20 protein-coding genes are annotated in these 23,182 nt (G+C 61.7%); 1 reads left to right on the top strand and 19 read right to left on the bottom strand.

Annotated elements, in window-relative coordinates; genetic code table 11:
• Position 1 precedes the first annotated feature (1 nt).
• From CLU94_RS21330 to ndk, 14 genes are all read right to left on the bottom strand, one after another.
• Positions 2 to 1,162, bottom strand: coding sequence for an ATP phosphoribosyltransferase regulatory subunit (locus CLU94_RS21330; RefSeq protein ID WP_099667092.1), 1,161 nt, complete (start codon positions 1,160 to 1,162; stop codon positions 2 to 4).
• Positions 1,163 to 1,432: 270 nt separating this feature from the next.
• Complete coding sequence (gene hflC / locus CLU94_RS21325) at positions 1,433 to 2,320, bottom strand: protease modulator HflC (protein ID WP_099667091.1); 888 nt, start codon at positions 2,318 to 2,320, stop codon at positions 1,433 to 1,435.
• The gene (gene hflK, locus CLU94_RS21320) at positions 2,320 to 3,612 is read right to left on the bottom strand and encodes an FtsH protease activity modulator HflK (RefSeq protein WP_070254060.1); all 1,293 of its coding nucleotides are present in this window, start codon (positions 3,610 to 3,612) and stop codon (positions 2,320 to 2,322) included. The genes hflC and hflK overlap by 1 nt, the downstream gene beginning before the upstream one ends.
• Before the next feature lie 2 nt (positions 3,613 to 3,614).
• Positions 3,615 to 4,838 carry a GTPase HflX gene (gene hflX / locus CLU94_RS21315; RefSeq protein ID WP_099667090.1) on the bottom strand — a complete coding sequence of 408 codons (1,224 nt, stop codon included), beginning with the start codon at positions 4,836 to 4,838 and terminating at the stop codon, positions 3,615 to 3,617.
• Positions 4,839 to 4,952: 114 nt separating this feature from the next.
• The gene (gene hfq / locus CLU94_RS21310; protein ID WP_008450615.1) at positions 4,953 to 5,189 is read right to left on the bottom strand and encodes an RNA chaperone Hfq; all 237 of its coding nucleotides are present in this window, start codon (positions 5,187 to 5,189) and stop codon (positions 4,953 to 4,955) included.
• Positions 5,190 to 5,416: 227 nt separating this feature from the next.
• On the bottom strand, positions 5,417 to 6,763 hold the full coding sequence (der, locus tag CLU94_RS21305; protein WP_070221915.1) for a ribosome biogenesis GTPase Der: 1,347 nt from the start codon (positions 6,761 to 6,763) through the stop codon (positions 5,417 to 5,419).
• Between the two features lie 4 nt (positions 6,764 to 6,767).
• Positions 6,768 to 7,913 carry an outer membrane protein assembly factor BamB gene (bamB, locus tag CLU94_RS21300; RefSeq protein ID WP_099667089.1) on the bottom strand — a complete coding sequence of 382 codons (1,146 nt, stop codon included), beginning with the start codon at positions 7,911 to 7,913 and terminating at the stop codon, positions 6,768 to 6,770.
• A gap of 85 nt (positions 7,914 to 7,998) precedes the next feature.
• Positions 7,999 to 8,667 carry a YfgM family protein gene (locus CLU94_RS21295; RefSeq protein ID WP_099667088.1) on the bottom strand — a complete coding sequence of 223 codons (669 nt, stop codon included), beginning with the start codon at positions 8,665 to 8,667 and terminating at the stop codon, positions 7,999 to 8,001.
• A 54-nt stretch (positions 8,668 to 8,721) separates the two neighbouring features.
• Entirely contained in the window at positions 8,722 to 10,083 is a 1,362-nt protein-coding gene (gene hisS, locus CLU94_RS21290) for a histidine--tRNA ligase (RefSeq protein ID WP_099667087.1), read from the bottom strand.
• A 69-nt stretch (positions 10,084 to 10,152) separates the two neighbouring features.
• Complete coding sequence (gene ispG, locus CLU94_RS21285) at positions 10,153 to 11,427, bottom strand: flavodoxin-dependent (E)-4-hydroxy-3-methylbut-2-enyl-diphosphate synthase (RefSeq protein ID WP_034789045.1); 1,275 nt, start codon at positions 11,425 to 11,427, stop codon at positions 10,153 to 10,155.
• 38 nt (positions 11,428 to 11,465) lie between these two features.
• Entirely contained in the window at positions 11,466 to 12,404 is a 939-nt protein-coding gene (locus CLU94_RS21280; protein WP_306558449.1) for a helix-turn-helix domain-containing protein, read from the bottom strand.
• Positions 12,405 to 12,471: 67 nt separating this feature from the next.
• Positions 12,472 to 13,269: a type IV pilus biogenesis/stability protein PilW gene (pilW, locus tag CLU94_RS21275; RefSeq protein WP_257218903.1), complete on the bottom strand. Its 798-nt coding sequence runs from the start codon at positions 13,267 to 13,269 to the stop codon at positions 12,472 to 12,474.
• Positions 13,270 to 13,280: 11 nt separating this feature from the next.
• Positions 13,281 to 14,456: a 23S rRNA (adenine(2503)-C(2))-methyltransferase RlmN gene (gene rlmN / locus CLU94_RS21270; RefSeq protein WP_034752035.1), complete on the bottom strand. Its 1,176-nt coding sequence runs from the start codon at positions 14,454 to 14,456 to the stop codon at positions 13,281 to 13,283.
• Between the two features lie 125 nt (positions 14,457 to 14,581).
• Positions 14,582 to 14,998 (bottom strand): nucleoside-diphosphate kinase, encoded by a 417-nt coding sequence (gene ndk, locus CLU94_RS21265; protein WP_034752036.1) that lies wholly within the window; start codon positions 14,996 to 14,998, stop codon positions 14,582 to 14,584.
• A 221-nt stretch (positions 14,999 to 15,219) separates the two neighbouring features.
• Between ndk and CLU94_RS21260 the strand changes: the two genes are divergently transcribed.
• Positions 15,220 to 15,906, top strand: a complete 687-nt coding sequence (locus CLU94_RS21260; RefSeq protein WP_034752039.1) for a Bax inhibitor-1/YccA family protein — start codon at positions 15,220 to 15,222, stop codon at positions 15,904 to 15,906.
• Positions 15,907 to 15,969: 63 nt separating this feature from the next.
• Here the strand turns inward: CLU94_RS21260 and CLU94_RS21255 are convergent, their stop codons facing one another.
• The 5 genes from CLU94_RS21255 to rlmD form a co-directional block, all read right to left on the bottom strand.
• Positions 15,970 to 16,815, bottom strand: a complete 846-nt coding sequence (locus CLU94_RS21255) for a LysR family transcriptional regulator (RefSeq protein ID WP_099667084.1) — start codon at positions 16,813 to 16,815, stop codon at positions 15,970 to 15,972.
• 28 nt (positions 16,816 to 16,843) lie between these two features.
• Positions 16,844 to 17,989 carry a cyclopropane fatty acyl phospholipid synthase gene (gene cfa, locus CLU94_RS21250; protein ID WP_099667083.1) on the bottom strand — a complete coding sequence of 382 codons (1,146 nt, stop codon included), beginning with the start codon at positions 17,987 to 17,989 and terminating at the stop codon, positions 16,844 to 16,846.
• Between the two features lie 299 nt (positions 17,990 to 18,288).
• Positions 18,289 to 19,335 (bottom strand): cupin-like domain-containing protein, encoded by a 1,047-nt coding sequence (locus tag CLU94_RS21245; RefSeq protein WP_099667082.1) that lies wholly within the window; start codon positions 19,333 to 19,335, stop codon positions 18,289 to 18,291.
• A 78-nt stretch (positions 19,336 to 19,413) separates the two neighbouring features.
• The gene (locus CLU94_RS21240; RefSeq protein ID WP_306558447.1) at positions 19,414 to 21,372 is read right to left on the bottom strand and encodes a glycosyl hydrolase family 18 protein; all 1,959 of its coding nucleotides are present in this window, start codon (positions 21,370 to 21,372) and stop codon (positions 19,414 to 19,416) included.
• A gap of 448 nt (positions 21,373 to 21,820) precedes the next feature.
• Positions 21,821 to 23,161, bottom strand: a complete 1,341-nt coding sequence (rlmD, locus tag CLU94_RS21235; RefSeq protein ID WP_099667081.1) for a 23S rRNA (uracil(1939)-C(5))-methyltransferase RlmD — start codon at positions 23,159 to 23,161, stop codon at positions 21,821 to 21,823.
• Positions 23,162 to 23,182: the final 21 nt, after the last annotated feature.

Genomic DNA, 23,182 nt, shown 5'->3' with positions numbered 1-23,182 from the left:
CTCAACCTAAGTTTTTAAGAATCCAGCTACTACCATTATCGGCAAGTACCAGCACGCGATCGCACTCGAACTCGTCTTGTTCATTACTGTGACCCGGCATACTCTGGATCACGACCTCGCCCGCCTTGCGCAACTCGGCGATTTTTTCCTTCAATTCTGGCGCGCTGCCCCACGGCGCGCGGATCGAATGCTTCCGTTCCGCGGTCGGCAACAGGCGCGCCAGTTCGCGCAAATCGAGCGAGAAGCCGGTCGCGGGACGAGCCCGGCCGAACGCTTCGCCGACGTGGTCATAACGGCCGCCGCGCGCAACCGCGTTCGGCAAGCCAGGTACATACAGCGCAAACATCGCGCCGCTTTCATATTGGTAGCCGCGCAGGTCGGCCAGGTCGATCGCCACTTCGGCGCGGCCCAGGGCGGAACCGGCCAGCGCGGCCAGTTCGGCCAGCGCCTTGAGCACGCCCGGCAGCGGCGGCAGCACTTCGCGCGCACGCGCCAGCACGTCGATATCGCCATACAGGTTCGGCAAGGCCAGCAGCGCATCGCGCGTCACGGCGTCGTAGCCGGCCGTCAGGGCGCGCAAGCCCGGCGCATCTTTCGCGCGCAACAGGGTGTAAAGCGCAGCCTCGTCGCGCACGGCAGCGGCGTCTTGCGCAATGATAGCGCGCAACAGGCCGACGTGCGACAAATCCAGGCGGACCGCGTCGAAACCGGCCAGTGCCAGCGAAGCGAGCGCCAGTTCCTGGATCTCGGCATCCGCTTCCAGGCCGGCGTGGCCATAGATCTCGGCGCCGATCTGCAGCGGTTCGCGGGTGGCGTGCAGGCCCGACGGACGGGTATGCAGCACGCTGCCGGCGTAGCACAGGCGGGTGACGGTGGCACGGTTGAGCAGGTGGGCATCGATGCGCGCCACCTGCGTCGTCATGTCGGCGCGCAGGCCGAGCATGCGGCCCGACAGCTGGTCGACCAGTTTGAACGTGCGCAGGTCGGTATCCTTGCCAGCGCCAGTCATCAGCGATTCCAGATACTCGAGCAGCGGCGGCATGACCAGTTCATATCCGTACAGACGGAAATTATCCAGCATGAGGCGGCGCAGCTCTTCGATCTTGCGCGCTTCCGACGGCAGAACATCGGCAATATTTTCGGGCAAAAGCCAATTCGGCATGAGGGAGCGAGATACGGAAGAAAGTTGAAAAAATGCATCATGCGAGGCAGCGGCGGGCGCGCCAGGCAAGAGGCCGAACCTGATATTTTACGCGAAAACACGGGCCTTTAGGGATAAGTTGTCCGAAACGCTGCCGCACAGCCCTAAAAACACCGCATTTTACGCCTTCCCGCAACAGCGTGGCGGGCACAAAAAAACGGGGCCGGCATTCACGCCGGCCCCGCTGCTGCCGCCCCCGTCCTCGCGGCCGGGAGCAGTCTGGATGCTGCCTTACTTCTTGGCCGGACCGGCTGCGCCGCCACCCTTGAAGTACTTGAAGAATTCCGAACTCGGATCGACCACCATCACGTCGCCCTTGTCCTTGAACGTGGCGCGGTAGGCTTCCAGGCTACGGTAGAACTTGTAGAACTCCGGATTCTTGCCAAACGCTTCCGCATAGATCTGCGATGCCTTGGCATCGCCCTCGCCGCGGATCTTCTCGGCTTCGCGATACGCTTCGGCCAGGATCACCGTGCGCTGCTTGTCGGCGTCGGCGCGGATTTTTTCGGAGTCGGCCGAACCGGTCGAACGCAGCTCATTGGCCACGCGCACGCGCTCGGACTTCATGCGCTCATACACGGAGTTGTTGATCTGCTCGACGTAGTCGACGCGCTTCAGGCGCACGTCGACGATTTCCACGCCGATGGCCTTCGCTTCCGCCGAAACCTTCGCCAGGATCGCTTCCATCACCTTGCCGCGCTGGCCCGAGATCACTTCGCGCACGGTACGCTTGGTGATTTCATCGTTCAGCGCCGCCTTGACGATTTGCGACATGCGGTTGCGGGCCGGCTTTTCATCGCCGCCAAAGCTGCGGAAATACAGCCGTGGATCGGCGATGCGCCATTTCACATACGCGTCGACGAGGATGTTCTTCTTCTCGGCCGTGATGAAGCGTTCCGGCTCCGGCGTATCCAGGGTCAGGATGCGCTTGTCCAGGTACAGCACGTTCTGGAACGGCGGCGGCAGCTTGAAATACAGGCCCGGCGTGCTGATGACTTCCTTGACTTCGCCGAGGGCGAAGACGACCGCATACTTACGCTGGTCGACCACGAACACGGTCGAGGACAAGAGCATGATCGCGATAAAGCCCGCGATCAGGGCGGCTACGATACGGTTCATTAGCGGCTCTCCCGTTCACGCGAAGAGCGGCTGTCGCGGCGCGTATTGACTTCTACTGTCGGCATGGCTTCCTGTGGCAAAACGGTGTTGGCTGCGGGTGTCGCGGCAGCACGGGCGGCGGCGGCAGCGGCATCGGTGGCAGCCGTCTGGGCGATCAGCTTGTCGAGCGGCAGGTACAGCAGATTGCTGCCCGTCTTCGCGTCGACCATGACCTTGCTGGCACTGCTGAACACTTGCTGCATCGTCTCGAGGTACATGCGGTCGCGCGTGACGACCGGCGCCTTCTGGTACTCGACCAGCACCTGCTTGAAGCGCGAAGCATTACCGGCGGCGTTCTCGGTCACCATCGCGCTGTACGCGGCGGCTTCCTCCATCAGGCGGAATGCGGCGCCGCGGGCTTTTGGAATGACGTCGTTGGCGTAAGCCTGGCCTTCATTCTTCTGGCGTTCACGGTCCTGGCCTGCCTTGACGGCATCGTCGAAGGCGGCTTGCACCTGCTCCGGCGGCTGCACGGCCTGCATCGTCACGTTGGTGATGACGGCGCCGACCTTGTAGCGGTCAAGGATCTGCTGCATCAGCTGCTGCGTATCGTAAGCCACTTTTTCGCGGCCTTCATACAGCACGAAGTCCATCTTGCTGCGGCCGACCACTTCGCGGATCGCCGTTTCGGCGACCTGGCGCAGGGTGTCTTCCTGGTCGCGCGTGTTGAACAGCCACGCGACGGGATCTTTCAGGGTGTATTGCACCGCGAACTGGATGTCGATGATGTTTTCATCGTCCGTCAGCATCAGCGATTCGCTGGCCTGCTTGTTGCGCAGCGACTGGCGGTAACCCACTTCCACCGTGCGCACCTGCGACACGTTGACGGTTTCGTCGGTCTGGAACGGGTACGGCCAGCGCCAGTTGAAACCGGCCGGCGTGGTGTGGCTGTATTTGCCGAACGTGAGCACGACGCCGTTCTGGCCCTCTTGCACGATGAAGGCGCCGCTGGCAAGCCAGATGAAGACGGCGATCACGCCGACCACGCCGGCAGTGATGCCGGCACCCTTCATGTCGGGACGCGGACCACCGCCGCCACCGTTGTTATTGCCGCCGTTGTCGGGACGGTTCTTCTGTCCGAAAAAGGCGTTCAGGCGCTGATTGAAATCGCGCCACAACTGATCGAGGTCCGGCGGACCTTCGCCGGGCTTTTTGCCTTCTTGGGCTTTCTTGCCGTCGTCCTTGCGATTGCCCCAGCGGGGATCGTTCAGGGACAACTTCAAGCCTGTTTTTTTGAGTAGGGAGACAAGCATAACTATCGTGTTCCGACTTGGGAGTGGGTGGAAATCCTATCGTCCTCGCCAGGCTCTTCGTCCTGGTCCGGGGCGGCGCCATCGTGCTGGTCGTACTGACCGTCAAACTGATCTTCCTGCAGTGCTTCATCGTTCTGGTACAGGTGGGCCGAACCGGGCGCCTTCCTGGCCATCTCGACAATCGCATCGCGCAGCAGGTCGAGCCCGCTGCCCTTCTGCGCACTGACGAACACGCGACTGATCGTAGCATATTCATCGCGCTCCACCGAAGGCTCCAGCCCGGCCGCATCGATCTTGTTCCACACGAGGATTTGCGGAATGTGATCGGCGCCGATCTCTTTCAAGACCAGGTTGACCTGCTCGATCTGCTCCATGCGCACCGGCGACGCGGCGTCGACGACGTGCAGCAGCAGATCGGCATGGATGGTTTCTTCGAGCGTGGCGCGGAAGGCCGCCACCAGCTGATGCGGCAATTCGCGCACGAAGCCGACCGTGTCGGAGATCACCACGTTGCCCACTTCCTGGCCCAGGTAAACCCGGCGCGAGGTGGTGTCGAGGGTGGCGAACAACTGGTCGGCGACATACACGCCGGCCTTGGTCACGGCATTGAACAGCGTCGACTTGCCGGCATTGGTATAGCCGACCAGGGACACGGAAAATGTGTGATTGCGGCCGCGCGCGCGGCGCTGCGTTTCGCGCTGCTTGTGCAGCTTTTCCAGGCGCGCGCGCAAGGCCTTGACGCGGTCGCCGATCAGCCGGCGGTCGGTCTCGAGCTGCGTCTCGCCGGGACCGCGCAAGCCGATACCGCCCTTTTGCCGCTCAAGGTGGGTCCAGCCGCGGATCAGGCGCGTGGCCAGATGCTGCAACTGGGCCAGTTCGACTTGCAGCTTGCCCTCGTGGCTCTTGGCGCGCTGCGCGAAGATGTCGAGGATCAGGCTGGTACGGTCGAGCACGCGCACATTCAGGCGCTTTTCCAGATTGCGCTGCTGTGCTGGCGAGAGGGCATGGTTGAAGATGACGATTTCCAGGCCATCATTGACGACGACGTCGCCAATTTCATCGGCCTTGCCGCTGCCGACGAAATACGCGGAATCCGGACTGGAACGCTTGGCCGTGATGGTGGAAATCGGGTCGGCGCCAGCCGAACGCGACAACAGCATGAGTTCCTCCATGCTGGCGGCGAAGTCGCTGTGACCGAAGTCAACCCCGACTAGTGCCGCGCGCATGATGGCAACTGATGAGTTGTAGCGGACGCCGACGCCGATGCAAACGCATCAGCGCCGCTGGCGCGGACGGGGGCGATGGAGGGTGAAAGGCGCTGGGCCGTCAAGCTCAACGCTTTACTCCGCTTCAGATTCAATATTGAGATTGACGGCACGGGCCGGCACCACTGTCGAGATGGCATGCTTGTACACCATCTGTGTCACCGTATTGCGCAGCAATACGACATATTGATCGAACGATTCGATATGGCCCTGCAATTTAATGCCATTGACCAGGTAGATCGAGACAGGAACATGCTCTTTGCGTAATGCATTGAGGAATGGGTCTTGTAACAGTTGCCCTTTGTTGCTCATAACAGCTCCGTTGTTTATGTTGTTGTGTAAGAATTGGAGGCGACTCGCTTGATTTCAAGTGCTCTCACACCTTTCAAAGAAAGAAAGATGCGTCATAGCTACTGTAACCTGTTTTCGCGATCGCTGTCGCGCATGGCGCATTAACACTTTATTATTTCCGTGCAAAAGCCATTGAATTGGCTGTCGGCGCCGCATTATCTCTGCGGCGCCTTAATATGCACTTAATTTTACTTGCTTGGCGTGCGTGCGAACGGGTTTTTACCCGTGCGCAATTCGATACGCAGCGGCGTGCCGACCAGCGCAAACGTATCGCGGAAATGTTTTTCCAGATAGCGTTTGTATGGGTCGCCGACGGCGTCGAGCGCATTGCCGTGAATGACGATCACAGGCGGGTTCATGCCGCCCTGGTGGGCATAACGCAGCTTCGGACGAATCGAGCCCTTGCGGCGCGGTTCCTGCTTCTCCACGGCCTCGATCAGGGCGCGCGTCAGCTTCGGCGTCGACAGGTCGCACATGGCGGCTGCATACGCGGCGTTGAGCGATTTCATCAGTGGACCGATGTTGGTGCCCTTCAGCGCGGAAATGAAATGCATTTGCGCGAACGACAGGAAATCGAGCTTGCGGTCGATATCGATCTTGATTTCGTCGCGCTGGTGCGATTGCAAGCCATCCCATTTATTCACGGCCACGACCAGCGCGCGGCCCGATTCCAGGATAAAGCCGGCGATATGCGCATCCTGCTCGGAAATATCTTGCTGCGCGTCAAGCATCAGCACGACCACGTTGGCTTCGGAAATCGACTGCAGGGTTTTCACCACCGAGAATTTCTCGATCGCTTCAAACACCTTGCCGCGGCGGCGGATACCGGCCGTGTCGATCAGGGTGTATTGCTGGCCGTCGCGCTCGAACGGGATTTCGATCGAATCGCGCGTCGTGCCCGGCATGTCGAAGGCGATCACGCGCTCTTCGCCCAGCAGGGTGTTGATCAAGGTCGACTTGCCCACGTTCGGACGGCCGACGAGGGCGATCTTGATGCCGCGGTCGGTCTTTTCCAGCTCTTCAGGCTCATCCGGACGCTGCGCGAACGCCAGGTCCAGCATCACTTCGACGAGGTCGTTGACGCCGTCGCCGTGCGCCGACGAGATCGCATACGGATCGCCCATGCCCAATTCATAGAATTCGGACACGACGGCCGTGTAGCGCATGCCTTCGCTTTTGTTGACCACCAGCAAGACCGGGCGGCCGCTCTTGCGCAGGAAGTCGACGATGGTCTTGTCATGCGGGGTCAGGCCCTGACGGCCGTCCACGATGAACACCACCACGTCGGCCTCGGCCACGGCCTGCTTGGTCTGCAGCGCCATCTGGTGCATGATGCCTTCCTTGGCGACGGGTTCGAAACCACCCGTATCGATGACCAGGAAGGGACGTTCGCCGACACGGCCTTCGCCATAGTGACGATCGCGCGTCAACCCAGGCAAATCCGCCACCAGCGCATCGCGCGAGCGGGTCAGACGATTGAATAAAGTCGATTTCCCAACATTGGGTCGACCTACTAGTGCAATTACCGGCTTCATTGTATTACTCGACCGCGAGAGCGGTCACTGTCCCTGATTGGGTTTGAAAAATCAAATTCGAACCGGCAACAACGGGAGCCGAAACAATCGGGCTACCGTCGGTGCTGACACGACCTATTAATGCGCCATCTTCCCGTGACAGGAAGTGGATATAACCTTGATAGTCGCCGACGGCGACGCTGCGGCCGTAGGAGGCCGGCGTCGACAGGCGGCGGCGCGCCAGCGCCTCATTCTTCCAGGCGCTCTGGCCGCCTTCGCGGCTGAACGCCACCACGGCGCCCTGGTCATCGGCAACAAACACGAAACGCTGGTCGACGGCCACGCCCACATCGGACGAGATCGGCTTGGTCCAGCGCGGCACGCCCGTGGCGGCATCGAAGCAGCCTGCCTTGCCCTGGTACGTGACGACGCACACTTCGCCTTCGAACGCCACCGGCGTGCCGGCGATGTCGGAGACGCGCTCCAGTTCGGTAGCGCCGCGCGGTTCGCTGACGACGATCTCCCAGCGTACCACACCGGTGGCCGCCGTCAGTGCCAGCAGCTTGCCGCCCGGCTGGGCCACGTAGATATTCGCGCCGCCCAGCACCATGCCCGGCGCATTGCGCAAGGTCAAGGCCGGCGTGGCGCGCTGCACCGTCCACTTGCGCTCGCCCGTCTTGGCGTCGAAGCCGACGATGCGGTTGTCCACGCTGCGCACCACGACCACGCCCTGCCCCACGACGGGCGCCGTCAATACTTCGCTGGACGCCTGTGCCTTCCACAGTTGCTTGCCATCGGCGTCGAACGCCAGTACGGCGCCCTTGGCGGCGCCCACGGCCACCAGCGCGCCATCGCTGCCGGCGCTCGAGGTGATGTCGCTGCCGGCCTTGATGCGCCACGTTTCACGGCCGCTGGCCGCATCCAGGCGCGCCAGCGCGCCGTCCGCATTGACCACGTACAGGCTGTTGCCGGCCAGCGCAGGCGTAAACGCGTACACGCCGGCCTTGCCGATCGAATACTTCCAGGCGTCGCGCACGGCGATGCTCGATTTTAACTCGACCAGCTTGGCCGGTTCGACTTTCGGATCTTTCGAGGCGAACGGGTTCCAGGACGAGCAACCGGCCATCAGGGCCAACAGACTTGCAGCTACCAGCTTTTCAGTGACACGCATAAGTGTTATCCAACCTTTTTCTTGTACTTGTAAGGGCAAGGCCGGCGGCGCACAACGCCGCGCGGCCACGCCATCAGTGTTCCTGTCAGGCGGCAGCCTTGTCAGCCTTGGCCTTGTCTTCCGGTACCGTACCGCCGATCGCTTCCAGTTTGACCTGGATCAATTGACGGCCTGGATTGTTCTTGTCCGTCGCGGCCAGCGCGGCCAGGTAAGCCGTGCGTGCCTCGGCCAGCTTGTTTTGCGCCACGAGGACGTCGCCCTTGCGGTCGGCCACGGCGCCGGCAAATTGCGCCACGGAAGCCGTCGCCAGCACTTTCAGCGCTTCATCGTAGGCTTTTTCGTCCAGCAAGACGCCGGCCAGGCGCAGCTTGGCGATGGATTTGTACTCTTCCGTGCCATGCTCGGCCACCCATTGCAGCTGGGTCTTGGCCGTTTTCAGGTCATTCGCGTCGAATGCCACCTTGGCCGCGGACAGGGCGCTCATCTGTGCATACGCCGTGCCGCTGAAACGCGATTGCATGTCGCCGGCCGCGCGCATCACCTTGGCCGTGTCCTTGGCGGCGATGGCGTTTTGCAGTTCGTCGTACAGCTGGCCCGCTTGCGCAGCCTGCGTGCGCTGGTAGTACTGCCAGCCGGCCCAGCCGCTGTAGCCTGCCAGCGCCACGATCAGGACCCAGGAGGTCAGATTGCCATTGCGCTGCCACCAGGCCTTGAGGGTTGCCAGTTGTTCTTGTTCTTCGTGATCGTATGCCATGGGTCGTCAGTTTTAATGAGTAGTTGATCGAGGGTAGAACGGTATTGCGTCAAATCAATGGTGGTGATGCACGTGGCCGCCAGGACCGTGGTCATGGCCGCAATCGTGGTCGCCGATGATCTGGTCCACCACGTAGTCGACGACATCGTCGAACGGCACCGTGTTCTGTTGCGCACCGGCATCGGCTTCGCGCATGGCTTTCACCGTCGCGACGTTATTGGCGATTTCATCGTCGCCCATGATCACGGCAAACGCCGCGCCGCTGGCATCGGCCTTTTTCATTTGCGTCTTGAAGCTGCCGCCGCCGTTGCTCGCTGCGCAATGTAGCACAACGTCCAGACCCGCATCGCGAATCCGCTCGGCCAGCACGAAGGCTTGCAAGCCCGCCTGCTCGCCCTGGTGCACCAGGTAGACGTCGCACTGGGCCGGGGCTTCCGGCTCGGCTGCATCCTTCATCAGCAGCACCAGGCGTTCCACGCCCATGCCGAAACCGACGGCGGGCGTCGATTTGCCGCCGAACATTTCCACCATGCCATCATAGCGGCCGCCGGCGCAGACCGTGCCTTGCGCGCCCAGCTTGTCGCTGACCCACTCGAACACGGTGCGGTTGTAGTAATCGAGGCCGCGCACCAGGCGTGGATTGATGGTGAACGGAATGTTGTTGTGATTCAAGATCTTCTGCACGCCGTGGAAGTGGGCCAGCGATTCCTCGCCCAGGTAGTCCAGCAGCTTCGGCGCGCCATTGACCAGGTCCTGCATGGCAGGGTTCTTGGTGTCGAGGATGCGCAACGGATTGCTGTGCAGGCGGCGCTTGGCTTCTTCGTCGAGCAGCTCGCTGTGGCTTTCCAGGTAGGCGATCAGGTCGGCGCGGTGGCGCAGGCGCTCGGCCGCGTCGCCGATCGAGTTCAGTTCCAGGCGGATGCCTTCCAGGCCCAGATCATCCCACAGGCGGCGCGACAGCATGATGATTTCCGCGTCGATATCCGGGCCCGTGAAGCCGATGGCTTCCACGCCGAACTGGTGGAACTGGCGGTAGCGGCCTTTTTGCGGGCGCTCGTGGCGGAACATCTGGCCCTTGTACCACAGGCGTTTCGGGCCTTCGTAGACCAGGTTGTGCTCCACCACGGCGCGCACCACCCCGGCCGTGCCTTCAGGGCGCAGGGTCAGGTTGTCGCCGTTCATCGAATCGGTGAACGAATACATTTCCTTTTCCACGATATCGGTCACGGCGCCGATGGCGCGCGCGAACAATTTCGTTTCTTCCACGATCGGCGTGCGGATTTGCTGGAAGCCATAGCTTTGCAGCACGGATTGCGCCGTGTTTTCAAACAATTCCCACAACGGGGCGTCGGCGGGCAGCACGTCATTCATGCCTTTCACCGCGGTAATTTTATCGAATTTCTTATTTTCGGACATAGTATTCTTCTTTGCTTTAACTTGATTGCCGAATTACGCGCGTAGCGCTAATCCGACCTACCCGACCGATTACGCGGCAACCGGCGCGGTCTTGCCATAATGGCTTTTAACATAATTCAAGACGATGTCCTGGAATTCCTCGACGATGCGTTCGCCGCGCAGGGTGACGACTTTTTCGCCGTCGACAAACACGGGCGCGGCCGGCGACTCGCCCGTGCCGGGCAGGCTGATGCCGATGTTCGCATGCTTCGATTCGCCGGGACCGTTGACGATGCAGCCCATGACGGCCACGTTCATCGCTTCCACGCCCGGATACGACTTTTTCCACTCCGGCATCTGCTCGCGCAGATACGTCTGGATGTTGTCGGCCAGCTCCTGGAAGGTGGTCGACGTCGTGCGACCGCAACCGGGACAGGCGATCACCATGGGCGCGAACTTGCGCAAGCCCATGGTTTGCAGGATTTCTTGGCCGACGATGACTTCACGCGTGCGGTCGCCGCCCGGTTCCGGGGTGAGCGAAATGCGGATGGTGTCGCCGATGCCCTCTTGCAACAGCACGGCCAGGGCCGCCGTCGAGGCGACGATGCCCTTGCTGCCCATGCCCGCTTCCGTCAAGCCCAGGTGCAGCGGATAGTCGCAGCGCTGCGCCAGTTCGCGGTACACGGCGATCAGGTCCTGCACGCCAGACACTTTACAGGACAGGATGATCTTGTCGCGCGCCAGGCCCAGCTCTTCGGCGCGCACGGCGTTTTCAATGGCCGACGTCACCAGCGCTTCATACATGACGGCTTGCGCCGGCCACGGTTCGGCGCGGCCCGCGTTTTCATCCATGATGCGCGCCAGCAAGGCCTGGTCCAGGCTGCCCCAGTTCACGCCGATGCGCACCGGCTTGTCGTAACGGCAAGCCGCTTCGATCATTTGCGCGAATTGCGTGTCGCGCTTGGCGCCCTTGCCCACGTTGCCCGGATTGATGCGGTACTTCGACAGCGCGCGCGCGCAATCGGGGTAATCGTTGAGCAGGGTATGGCCGTTATAGTGAAAATCGCCCACCAGCGGCACGTCGATATCCATCTTGTCGAGCTGCTCGCGGATGTAGGGCACGGCCGCGGCCGCTTCCGGACGGTCCACCGTCAGGCGCACCAGTTCCGAACCGGCACGCGCCAGTTCCTTGATCTGGATCGCCGTGCCGATGGCGTCGGCCGTATCCGTGTTCGTCATCGACTGCACCACCACGGGGGCGTCGCCGCCCACCCAGATCTGGCGCTGACCATGCGCGATCAGCACCTTGCGGCTGTCGCGCCGGCCGGATGGACCGGAGCCGATCGCTGTTTTCGAGGTAGCCATAATATTATCTTCTGAGTTTGCGTGAACGATTACTGCAATTATTTGATGCTGACACGGGAAATCGTGCCGCCGGCAACGGTCGGCAAGTCCAGCTTGGCGCCGCGCAAAGTTGCCTGCACGACACCAGGCTTGCCGACCACCAAGGTGGCCGGACCGGTGATGTCAAACGTTTCCGTGCTGCCCGCCTTGACCATGCGCGAAATCAGCGGCGAGGTGCCGGGACGGCGAATTTCCACCCAGGAATCTTGCTCCACCTTCAGCACCAGCGCATTCGCGCCCACGGCGGCGGTAACGGCAGCCGCCGGCGGCGTGACGGCGGCCGTGGCCGCTGGCGTCACGGCTGGCGTCGTTGCCGGCGCAGCTGCTGGCGGCACGGCGGCGGCCGGCGCCGAAGCGATGGCGGAGGCCGGTGCGCCCGTCTGCGTATCGTTGCCTGGCGGCGGCGGCACGGAAATCAGGGGCACGGACGGCGACTGCACGGGCGTCAAATCCTGGCCCGGCTTGATCAGGGTCGTTTCCACGGGGCCCACTTCCGCATGCGCCGTTTCTTTCTCGACATGCGCGGACAGCAGGCTGGCCGGGACATAACCGAGCTTATAGGCGCCAAAGGCGGCCGCCACGACGACAGCCACGGCGCCGGCGATCCAGAGGGGAGTCTGGTTCGACGAACGCTGCGTCATCGACGGGAAGCGCGATTCGGAAAACGTGGCGGAAATCTCGCGCCGCACGGGCGCGGCCGGGTCTTGCGCCGGCGCCGGATGGACTTCGATCATGGCCACCAGCGGCGCCGCGTCGAGACGCACCACCTTGGCGTAGGCGCGCACGAAACCGCGCACCACGGCCACGTTCGGCAAAGCCGCCATGTCGCCCTCTTCCAGCGCGATCACCTGGCGCGGCGCCAGCTTGAGCTGGTCGGCCACCTGCTCCACCGGCCAGCCCAGCGCTTCGCGCTGCGCCTTCAACTGTGCGCCTGCCAACGCAAGATTGCCCTGGGGCTGCTGCTGAGGCGTTTCTGCCCACTCTGAATTCATTGGTATCCCTGTCTCACTCATCAAACGCCCCATTTTGATAAGCAGCATATTCGGGGGAGCTGGAATGGTGGTTGCGCAAATGCGCCCCCAGGCCAGCTTCCGCACCCGCATCCCCGAGCTTATGCTGCACCTTGATCCCGAGCCACAGCACATCGGCCGTCTGGCTCTCCATTGTTGCTATCCTGCCGAGCCGCTGCAAATAATAAGCCGCTTGCCGGTAGTCTTGCTGTTGGTAATACACGCGCACCAGGCCGGCGTTCGTCACTGCCACGTCCGGTGCAATGCGCACGGCGCGCATCAAATATGCGCCCGCACGCGGGTAATCGTTCAGGGCCAGGCTGCAAGCGCCCCCATTGTTGAGCGCTTTTTCCGGCGACACATACGCCGCATCGGCCAAGGCCGCATCGAAATACGCCAGCGATTGCGCGGCGCGTCCCGTCTGGCACAAAAACAGGCCGTAATTATTGCTCAACTCAGGATTGTGGGGCGCAAGGCGCAAAGCGTAAAGGAAATCTTTCTCAGCAGGCACAGTTTGCCGCTGGGCCGCGAGGATCAGGGCGCGCACGCCATAGGCTTGCGCATCGTCCGGCGCCAGTTGCACGGCTTGCGTCGCTTCCGCCAGGGCCACGTCGAGCTGGCCTTGCGCATAATACGCGCTGGCCAGCTGCAAGCGCAGCGCGGCGCGCTCCCGGGTACTCGCCAGCGCCTCCTGGCGCAAGGCGGCGCCCGCATCGACGGGAGCGGAAGCACAGCCGACCAGCAGCACGGCCAGGCAAACAGCGGCCACAGCGAGCGAGCGTTGGTAAGCCATGCCTTCCCTCATCAGGAGCGGATTTCCACGATCTTGCCGAAATTGGCGCCAAATTTCTGTTGATACTCAGTCATCTTTTCCATGCGTTCCTGTACCCGCGTGCGGTCCTTGACTTCGCCGGCCAGCTGGCCGCAGGCCGCATCGATATCGTCGCCGCGCGTCTTGCGCACGGTGGTGATGATGCCGCCATCCATCAGCACCTGGGCAAAGGCCTTGATGCGCGGGTTTTTCGAGCGGAACAGGCCCGACTCGGGGAAAGGATTGAACGGGATCAGGTTGAACTTGCAGTTCACGCCGAACTCGCGGTCTTGCACCAGCGCCAGCAGTTCGCGCGCGTGCTCGTCGCTGTCGTTGACGCCGTCCAGCATGCAGTATTCGAAGGTGATGAAATCGCGCGGGGCGAATTCCAGGTAGCGCTTGCAGGCCGCCATCAATTCCTTCAGCGGGTATTTCTTGTTCAGTGGAATCAAACCGTCGCGCAAGGCATCGTTCGAGGCGTGCAGCGAGACGGCCAGGGCCACCGGCACTTCCTGCGACAGCTTGTCCATCATCGGCACCACGCCCGAGGTCGACAGGGTCACGCGGCGGCGCGACAGGCCGTAAGCGTTGTCGTCGAGCATCAATTTCAAGGCCGTGACGGTCGGTTCAAAGTTCAGCAGGGGCTCGCCCATGCCCATCATCACCACGTTGGTGATCTGGCGCTCGCCTTTCGGGCCCGGCTCGATGCCCTTGGTGCGGCGCAATTCGAATTCGGCCATCCACAACTGGCCGATGATTTCACCAACGCTGAGGTTGCGGTTGAAGCCTTGCTTGCCCGTCGAGCAGAAACGGCAGTTCACGGCGCAGCCGGCCTGGGTCGAGATGCACAGGGTGCCGCGGTTTTCTTCCGGAATGAACACGGTTTCCACGGCATTGCCATTGCCCACGTCGACCAGCCACTTGCGCGTGCCATCCGTCGACGTATGGTCGCTGATGATGGCCGGGGCGCGCACTTCGGCGCGCGTGGCCAGCTTGTCGCGCAGCGACTTGGCCAGGTCCGTCATGGCGTCGAAATCGGAAGCGCCGAACTGGTGTATCCAACGTTGCAATTGTTTCGCACGAAACGGTTTCTCTCCCAACTCGGCGCAGTAGGCGATGAGTTGCGCGGGATCAAGGTCCAGCAAGTTGGTGAGGGTCGTCGTATTCATGATCATGTCTATTCTAAAAATCCGTCCCCGCGCGCATCCGGAGCGAAAACTCCACAGCGCAGCGGGAACAGGGGGTGATAAGTTATTTCACAGATAACGCCAGGAAATAACGTTATCTAAGGCAATTAAGCCTTCAGTTCTGGGAAGAAGTAAGCGATTTCCACTTTAGCAGCTTCGACAGCGTCGGAACCGTGTACGGCGTTAGCGTCGATCGAATCGGCGAAATCGGCGCGGATCGTGCCTTTTTCTGCTTTCTTCGGATCGGTCGCGCCCATCAGGTCACGGTGGGCCAGAACGGCGTTTTCGCCTTCCAGGGCTTGGATCATGACTGGACCGGAAACCATGAAGTCGACCAGATCCTTGAAGAAGCCGCGTTCTTTGTGCGCTGCGTAGAAGCCTTCAGCTTGTTCGCGCGACAGTTGGGTCATGCGTGCTGCAACGATTTTCAGGCCAGCGTTTTCAAAACGGGAGTAGATTTGACCGATTACGTTTTTTGCAACTGCGTCTGGTTTGATGATCGACAGGGTGCGTTCGATTGCCATGTGTGAAAACTCCAATAAAAAGTAAGGTTTAAAACGGTAAATTGATAACTCAATCAACCTTTGATTTTACCATACTCCACTCCATATCACCCAGACAGGCAGGGGGCATCTTGCCGCCCTGCCCCCGTTTAATGAAATCTTAAGCTGCTTTTTTGGCAAATTCCGGCCCTCATGCTATCCTTGGGCAAAGCAGTAATTTGAATTGACAACACGGAGGCACTATGAATCAGAACATGCAACGCACCTTTGACCTGTCGGGGGGCATGCAGCAAGTCCGCCATCAGGTCTTGCGCAACACTTACTGGCTGCTGGCGCTGTCCATGATCCCGACCGTGCTGGGCGCCTTCATCGGCGTGCAGATGCATTTGCCGATGTTGACCGGCGGCATGGGTTTCATCATCTTCATGGCCGTCGCATTCGGCTTCATGTACGCGATTGAAAAGACCAAGAACTCGGGCCTGGGCGTCGCCGTCCTGCTGGGCTTTACCTTCTTCATGGGCCTGATGCTCACGCCTATCCTGACGCGTACCCTGGGCTATTCGAACGGCGGCATGCTGATCATGACGGCATTCGGCGGCACGGCCACCATCCTGGCCGTGATGGCGACCATCGCCACGGTCTCGAAGCGCGACTTCTCGGCCATGGGCAAGTGGCTGTTCGCCGGCGTGATCGTGCTGATCCTGGCATCGGTGGCGAACATCTTCCTGGGCCTGTCGGCACTGTCGATCGTGATCTCCATGGTCGCCATCGCCATCTTCTCGGCTTACATCCTGTATGACGTGCAGCAAATCATCAACGGCGGCGAGACCAACTACATCTCGGCCACCCTGCGCATCTACCTGGACGTGTACAACATCTTCACCAGCCTGTTGTCGCTCCTGGGTTTCGCCGGCGGCAGCCGCGACTAAGAATAAGCATTGCGCTTGAACAAAAAGCCGACCTTCGGGTCGGCTTTTTTACGTCTGTCGCATCTACTTGCCCTTTTCCGCCACCTCCAGCAGGCAGGCGCGGGCGCGGTCCAGGGTCGGGTTGTCGCGTTGGGCCGCATACACGGCGTAGGCGGAATGCGAGAACTCGGGCGCGTCGCGCACGCGAAACAGGAGGCCCGCATCGAGATAGGGTTGCGCGCTGCCGATACGGAAGTAACTGGCGCCGCCCACGTCCAGCAGGTAGACGAGCGCCAGCGGCCCCAGCGAGATCGAGATGGGCGGGCTGCTCAGCTCCGGATACGCGGCCTGGTGATTGGCGGCGAAACTGGGGCCCCAGTCCACGTACACATACGTATCGGCCTGCATCTGGCCGTCATCGCGCGTGGTCACCATCACCAGCTTTTCCTCGGCCAGCAATTCGCTGGCCAGGCCCGGGCGCTGGGGCGGGTTGTACAGCACGGCCAGGTCGAGCGAGCCGTCGTGCACGGCGTCGAGCAGGCGCGCGGGACTGTCGACTTCCGCGCGCAAGGCGATCTCGGGGCAGTCGCGGCTCATGCGTATCAGCCAGTCGCCGAGCAGCGGCTGCCACAAGCTCAACTCGCAGCCGATGCTGACGGCGTCGTCGCGCCCCGGCGGCAAGGCCACCTGGTGGCGCGCCCGCTCCCACACCTGCACCATGGTGGCCGCGTGGCGCATGAAGCGCTCGCCGGCCGGCGTCAGGCGCGCGCCCGCCTTGTTGCGCACGAACAATTGGCGCCCCAGCTGCTGCTCCAGGGTGCGGATGCGGGCGCTGACGGCCGTCTGCGTCACGTGCATGCGTTCGGCGGCCATGATGAAGCTGCCGCAGGAAGCCACTTCCAGGAAGGTACGCGCTTGATTGATATCCATCAATCCATCATATCAGTTGCCGCACATCTCAACTGACACGCTCGTAGCCACCGAGCACGCCCTGTTTCGACAAGACCCATTGCCACAGCTGCAAATCACGCGCGCGGAAGGCGCCAGCGCAGGACAGCAGATAGTATGACCACATGCGGTGGAAGCGCTCGCCCAGCTGAGCGGCAAAGCGGGGCCACGCCTGCTCGAAATTCGCATGCCAGGCCATCAGGGTCTTGTCATAGTCGGCGCCGAAGTTGTGCAAGTCTTCGGCCACAAACAAATCGTCCATGGCGTCGCCGATCTGGCCCAGCGACGGCAAGTCGCCGTTCGGGAAGATGTATTTGTCGATCCACGGATCGCACGTGGAATGGCGTTTATTTTTGCCGATCGTGTGCAGCAGGAACAGGCCATCGTCTTCCAGGCAGCGGTGCGCCACTTCCATGAAGGTGCGGTGGTTCTTGTGGCCCACGTGTTCGAACATGCCGATGCTGACGATGCGGTCGAATTTTTCATCGGTGTCGCGGTAATCCTGCAGGCGGAAGTCCAGGCGCTCGCCGCCCGGCATGCCGCGCGCATACGCGGCCTGCTCCTTCGAGATCGTCACGCCCACGCACTGCACCTGGTATTTCTCCGCCGCATAGCGCATGAAACTGCCCCAGCCGCAGCCGATGTCGAGCACGCGCATGCCCGGTTCCAGCCCGAGCTTGCGGCAGATCAAATCAAGCTTCGCTTCCTGCGCCTCGGCCAGGTTGCCAGCATCCTTCCAATAGCCGCACGTATAAGTCATGCGCGGATCGAGCATGGCCGCATAGAAGGCATTGCCCAGGTCATAGTGCTCCTTGCCCACCATCCAGGCGCGGCGCTCCGTCTGCAAGTTGAACAGGCGCGCGTACAGCGCGTGAAAGGCCAGGCGCATGGGGCGCACATCGTCGGCCACCCTGGCGCGCAGCAAATGGCAAAAGAATTCATCGAGCTGCTGCGCATCCCAGTCGCCGTCCATGTACGCTTCACCCAGGCCCAGGTTGCCGCTGGCGAAGGCGCGCTCCGGCACGCCCGGTTTGCGCAGCTGCATGTCCCAGGCGGCGCGGCCATTCAAATGGATGTCGGCCTTCGCCAGCAATTCGGCCGCTTCGCGCGTCAGCCGCGTGTCCACGGTGATTTTCGGTGTTTGCTGCAACTGCATTGCTGCTTGTGTCGTGTGCTGCGTGTTCATGCCCTGCCGCCTCCAGATGGTTGTCGGTGCTGGCGCGCGCCGGCAAACCCCATCAGCGGCCCGGCGCCACGCCAGCCATAAAATTATCCGCCCGCCATCGCCATCTGGATAATGAAACATCATGGTCATTCATATCAAAATAATTGCTGCAAAATGATTTGAATCAATTATTTTGTGGAAATATTTTATACAAGTATGGCCCCGTAACATGCAAAAAGCCGCACGTAAGGCGGCTGTTCGCGGCAGGTTCGCGCCATGCGGCGCCACGATCAAAAGTCGTGATTCGATGGGTACTTGCTGTAAAAATCGTTATCCCATTTGAAATTGGTAAACGCCACCGTCATCGATACGTCGAGCGCTTCGACGAAATGCCAGCAACCGACGGGCAGGAACAGGATCTCGCCCGGCGCCAGCACGCATTCGCGCACCTGCACGTCGGCCATCAGCGGATAGCGCCGCAGGTCGATGTCGCGCCCGTCGACGGGCGTAAAGCAGTGGCGCTGGTTGTACACGCGCGCCACCTCGCAGGCGGCCATGATGCGCAGGCGCTTGCGCCCCTTGACCTGGGCCATGAAGTTGTTCGTCAGGTCGTGGTGGAATGGCGTCACCGTGCCGGCCGGACCAAACCATAGAAATCCCGTGGGGCCGCCATCCTGGCGCAGGTATTCGGGAAGCTGGCCGATATCGTCCCACAGCTCGCGCAAGGCTTGGCGGTTCTGCGAATTGTTATTCGCCGTCATGTAGAAATCGTTGGTCGCGCCGCTGGCCTCGACCAGGCTGGCGTATTCGCCGAACGCCATCTTGCGCTTGTGCGCCACGCTGTTCATTTCATACTGGGCATCCGCTTCGCGGCCGAACTGCACTTCCACTTCGCGCTGCGCGTAATGCTCGCGGAAATACGCGGGACTCCATTTCGCTATGGCGGGCCAGTCGTCCATCATGCCCGTGATGATGACGGGCTGGTTGGTGGAATAGTATTCGTCCAGGAATTCCTGCGCGGACAGCTTGTCGCGGCGCGGAATCTCGGGGGTGCGCAGGTGGTTCAGCTTGCGCTGGATGTCGATCACCCAGTCGCGCTTGGCCAGGCGGTTCGACAGGCGCACGGCGCCGGCCAGGTAGGGACTCTGCAGCGCCAGCTCGATTTCGCGGCGCGCCAGGGCCTCCGCGATGCCGGCCTGCTGCAGCACCGGCATCAGCGCCGACGGATGGCTGCCCAGCATGAGGTTTTCCGCGATCCAGCTGCGCCACTCGCGGCTCAGCTCCTGCTGCTCCTGTTGCTGCTTCTGCTTGACTCCGAATGTCGATACCGCCGCCATCGCCCGCCTCCCGTGTTTTTATATGAATAAGCGGCCGGACAGCATGGCTATCCGGCCGCGTCTTGCGCTACATCAACATTACCGCACTTTCCACACCTCGGTTGCCAGCACGCCATTCGCGTCGCCATCGAGTTCCCACGAGAACGCGCCGCGCAAGCCCTGGTCCTTGACGTATTTCACCTTGGTGCCGATGACGGTCGGATCGTCATAGCTCCACCACTGGCCGCCCGCCCCCGTGTACAGGTACAGCTGCTTGGTCACGGGATGGTAGTAGCGCGTGCCGGCCTTGGCCACGAGGATTTTATAGTCCTCGATGCCCGACTCGTACGTGCCTGGCGCCGTGCCCGTGGCCGCCTGGTACAGGCCATCGCCATTCGGTCCCGGCGCCACGCCCGTCCAGCCGCGGCCATAGAACGGTATACCCAGCAGCAGCTTGTCGCGCGGCACGCCGGCGGCAATCATGTACTGCACCGCCTTGTCGCCCACGTATTCGCGCGCCATGCCCGTCGACGGATCGGCAGGGTCGGCAAACAGCTGGGCGTTGAAGTTGGTGCTGTTTTCCCAGCCGCCGTGGAAGTCATAGGTCATCAGGTTGATCCAATCCATGTACTGCGAGTACAGGGCCGGTTCCGTGTTGTCGATCTTGTCCTTGCCGGCACCGACAGCGGCCGTCAACAGGTAGCGCTTGCCGTTGGCCGCGCCGAGCGCATCAAGCTGGGCGCGGAATTCCGCCATCAGCAAGGTGAAATTGCGCTTGTCGTTCGGGCTGACCGTGTTGTACGGCTGGCCGCCGCCGACCGGATATTCCCAGTCGATGTCGATGCCGTCAAAGATATTCGCCGCCGCGCCCACGCCGCCACGGCCGCCCTGCACCGGCAGGTTGCCCTTGATGTAGATGTCGATGCACGAGCGCACCATCTGCTTGCGCAGCGCATCCGTGGCGGAACCGACGGAGAAGTTCTTCGACCAGCTCCAGCCGCCCAGCGAGATGAACAGTTTCAAGTTCGGGTGCGCCGCCTTGAGCTTTCTCAACTGCAGGAAGTTGCCCGACAACGGTGCATCCCACGGGATGGCCTGGCCATCGACGGTGCGCTTCGGCGTGCGGATGTAGTCGGCCTCGGCATCGCCGCCCGTACCCGCATCCGGCGAATTCGGATTCGTCGCGCCCGGCTCCGTCTTGGTGATCATGGCGCATTCATAGCCGCCGTTTTTCGGATAGATATTGCCGAAGGCGTAGTTGATGAAGGTCAACTTGTCGGCCACGCCGCTGGTATGCACGTTCGCCACTTCATAGTCGCGGCCATACACGCCCCATTGGGCGAAATAGGAACCGACTTCGCGGCCCGTTGGCGTCGGGGTCGGCGTCGGCGTTGGCGTCGGCGTTGGCGTCGGGGTCGGTGTCGGCGTTGGCGTCGGAGTAGGCGTTGGCGTCGGGGTAGGCGTGGTGCTGCAGATCTCCAGGCTGGTCCATGGCTTGCCCGTGCCGGCGGCGCCGCTGCTGGTCGACGGATTATCGCCCTGCGTCCAGTAATTGGCGCGGTAATTCGTGCCCGCATAGCTGACGGTGGCGCCCGCGCTGTAGGCCGTGCCGGCCACCCACGCCAGCGCGCACGTGCCGCCGGTTGGCGTTGGCGTCGGGGTGGGCGTCGGATTTGGCGTAGGCGCCGGTGTCGGCGTTGGTGTGGGCGTCGGGGTCGGCGTTGGTGTCGGAGTAGGAGTTGGCGTGGTGCCGCCATCGCACGTGCCGCCTGCGCTCCACAGGCTCGGCGTGGCGACGGGGTTCCAACCCGAGCCCACGTGATCGGTCTGCGTCACCAGGGCCGTGTAGTTGGCGCCCAGGTAGGTGACCACCGTGCCCGCGTTATACGTGCCGCCCTCTTGCCACGGCACGCACGCGACCACCGTGCTGGCCGCCAGCAATTGCGAACCGGCCGGCGCGCCGGCGTCACCACCGCCGCCGCAGGCCGCCAGCACGCCACCGCTGGCCAGACATACCATCATGTTCCTGATCGTTTTCTTGAGTATTAAATTTTCCACGTTGTCTCCTGTTCAGGTTTGCGGAAATACCACTCTGCTTCAATGAAAAAGCTACCCTGTGATTTTGTTTTTTGCAGTTGCAAGAACAGCATGCTGCTGAAAAAATAGGCGGTCAAGTGGTTTTGAAGTGGCCTCAAAGTGGGCAATACCACTTTACAAAGAAAGCATCACGGCGGAGACGGACGGCGCGTTGTCCTACTGGACAAGCAAAAAAACGGCAGAGGAAGGATGAAAAAAGACGCTGGATCAGGAAAAGACAGACCAGTTTTATAACACGCCGTAAGTGGTATTGCTGTGGAGTCAGGAGAAAAGGCAGAATTTGTGCAAGCGCCCTGAATAGCCTCGGCGCGCCTGAAAAACGTTCAGAGCAAGGCGCCTTGCCGAAGACAGTACGAATAGTACGGCTGGGCAAGGCAACGCAGCTATGGACGTTTTATCAGGTGTGCCCTCAGATCAAATCAAACACCGCCATCGATTCGACGTGCGAAGTATGCGGGAACATGTTCACCACGCCCGCCTTGCTCAGCACATAGCCGGCTTCCAGCGCCAGGATGCCGGCGTCGCGCGCCAGGGTGGACGGGCTGCACGACACATACACGATGCGTTTCGGCAGCAGGTCCGGACGCACTTGCGACAGGCCGACCAGCGCCTGGCACAGGGCCATGGCGCCATCGCGCGGCGGGTCGACGAGGATGCGGTCGAACTTGCCCAGCGCGATCAGGTCGTCCGTCGTCACTTCGAACAGGTTGCGCGTCGAGAACGAGGTTTTTTCCGCCAGGCCATTGGCCAGCGCGTTTTCCAGCGCCCGCTCCGTCAGGGTGGTGCTGCCTTCGATGCCCACCACTTCGCTGCCTTGCGTGGCCAGCGGCAAGGTGAAATTGCCCAGGCCGCAGAACAGGTCGGCCACGCGGTCCGTCGGCTGCACTTCCAGCAGGCGCAGGGCTTTCGACACCAGCACGCGGTTGATGTGGTGGTTCACCTGGGTAAAATCGACGGGCTTGAACGGCATCTTGACGCCGAATTCCGGCAGCAGGTAGTGCAATTGCTTGTCCAGCGGATAGAACGGCACTGCCGTTTCCGGGCCTTTCACCTGCAGCCACCATTGCACGCCGTATTCGTCGGCAAAGGCCTTCAATTTCGTTTCGTCATCCGCCGTCAACGGCGCCATGATGCGCAAGACCATGGCGGTGACGTCTTCGCCCACGGCCAGCTCGATCTGCGGCATCTGGTCGAAGATGGACAGCGAAGCAATCAATCCACGCAGCGGCAGCAGCATGGCGGAGATGTGCGGCGGCAAGATTTCACAGCTGTCCATGTCGGCCACGAACGCCGATTTCTTTTCATGGAAGCCCACCAGCACGGCGTCTTTCTTCTTGACGTGGCGCACGGACAGGCGCGCGCGGTAGCGGTAGCCCCACGTCGGGCCATACATGGGGCGCATGATGCTTTGCGGACGCACCTTGCCGATATGCCACAAGTTGTCTTCCAGCACGCGCTGCTTGATCGCCACCTGCGCCGACGGTTCCAGGTGCTGCATCGAGCAGCCGCCGCAATTGTCGAAATGCTTGCATTTGGGCGTCACGCGCATCGACGATTCGCGGTGCAGCGCCGTCATGCGGGCCATTTCCCAGTTCTTCTTTTTCTTGAACGTCACAAAGCTGACGCGCTCGCCCGGCAACGCGCCTTCGACAAACACGACCTTGCCCGGCGAGCCGTCTTCGTTCTCAATATGGCCAACGCCACGGGCGTCCATGTCGAGCGATTTGATTTCGATGATATTTTCTTGCATAGCGATCAATAGGTAAGAGTG

This window comes from Janthinobacterium sp. 13 (genome assembly GCF_002749695.1).
Taxonomy (GTDB): Bacteria; Pseudomonadota; Gammaproteobacteria; order Burkholderiales; family Burkholderiaceae_D; genus Janthinobacterium; species Janthinobacterium kumbetense.
The sequence above is the reverse complement of the archived record's forward strand: the minus strand, read 5'-3'. Positions and strand labels throughout refer to the sequence as shown.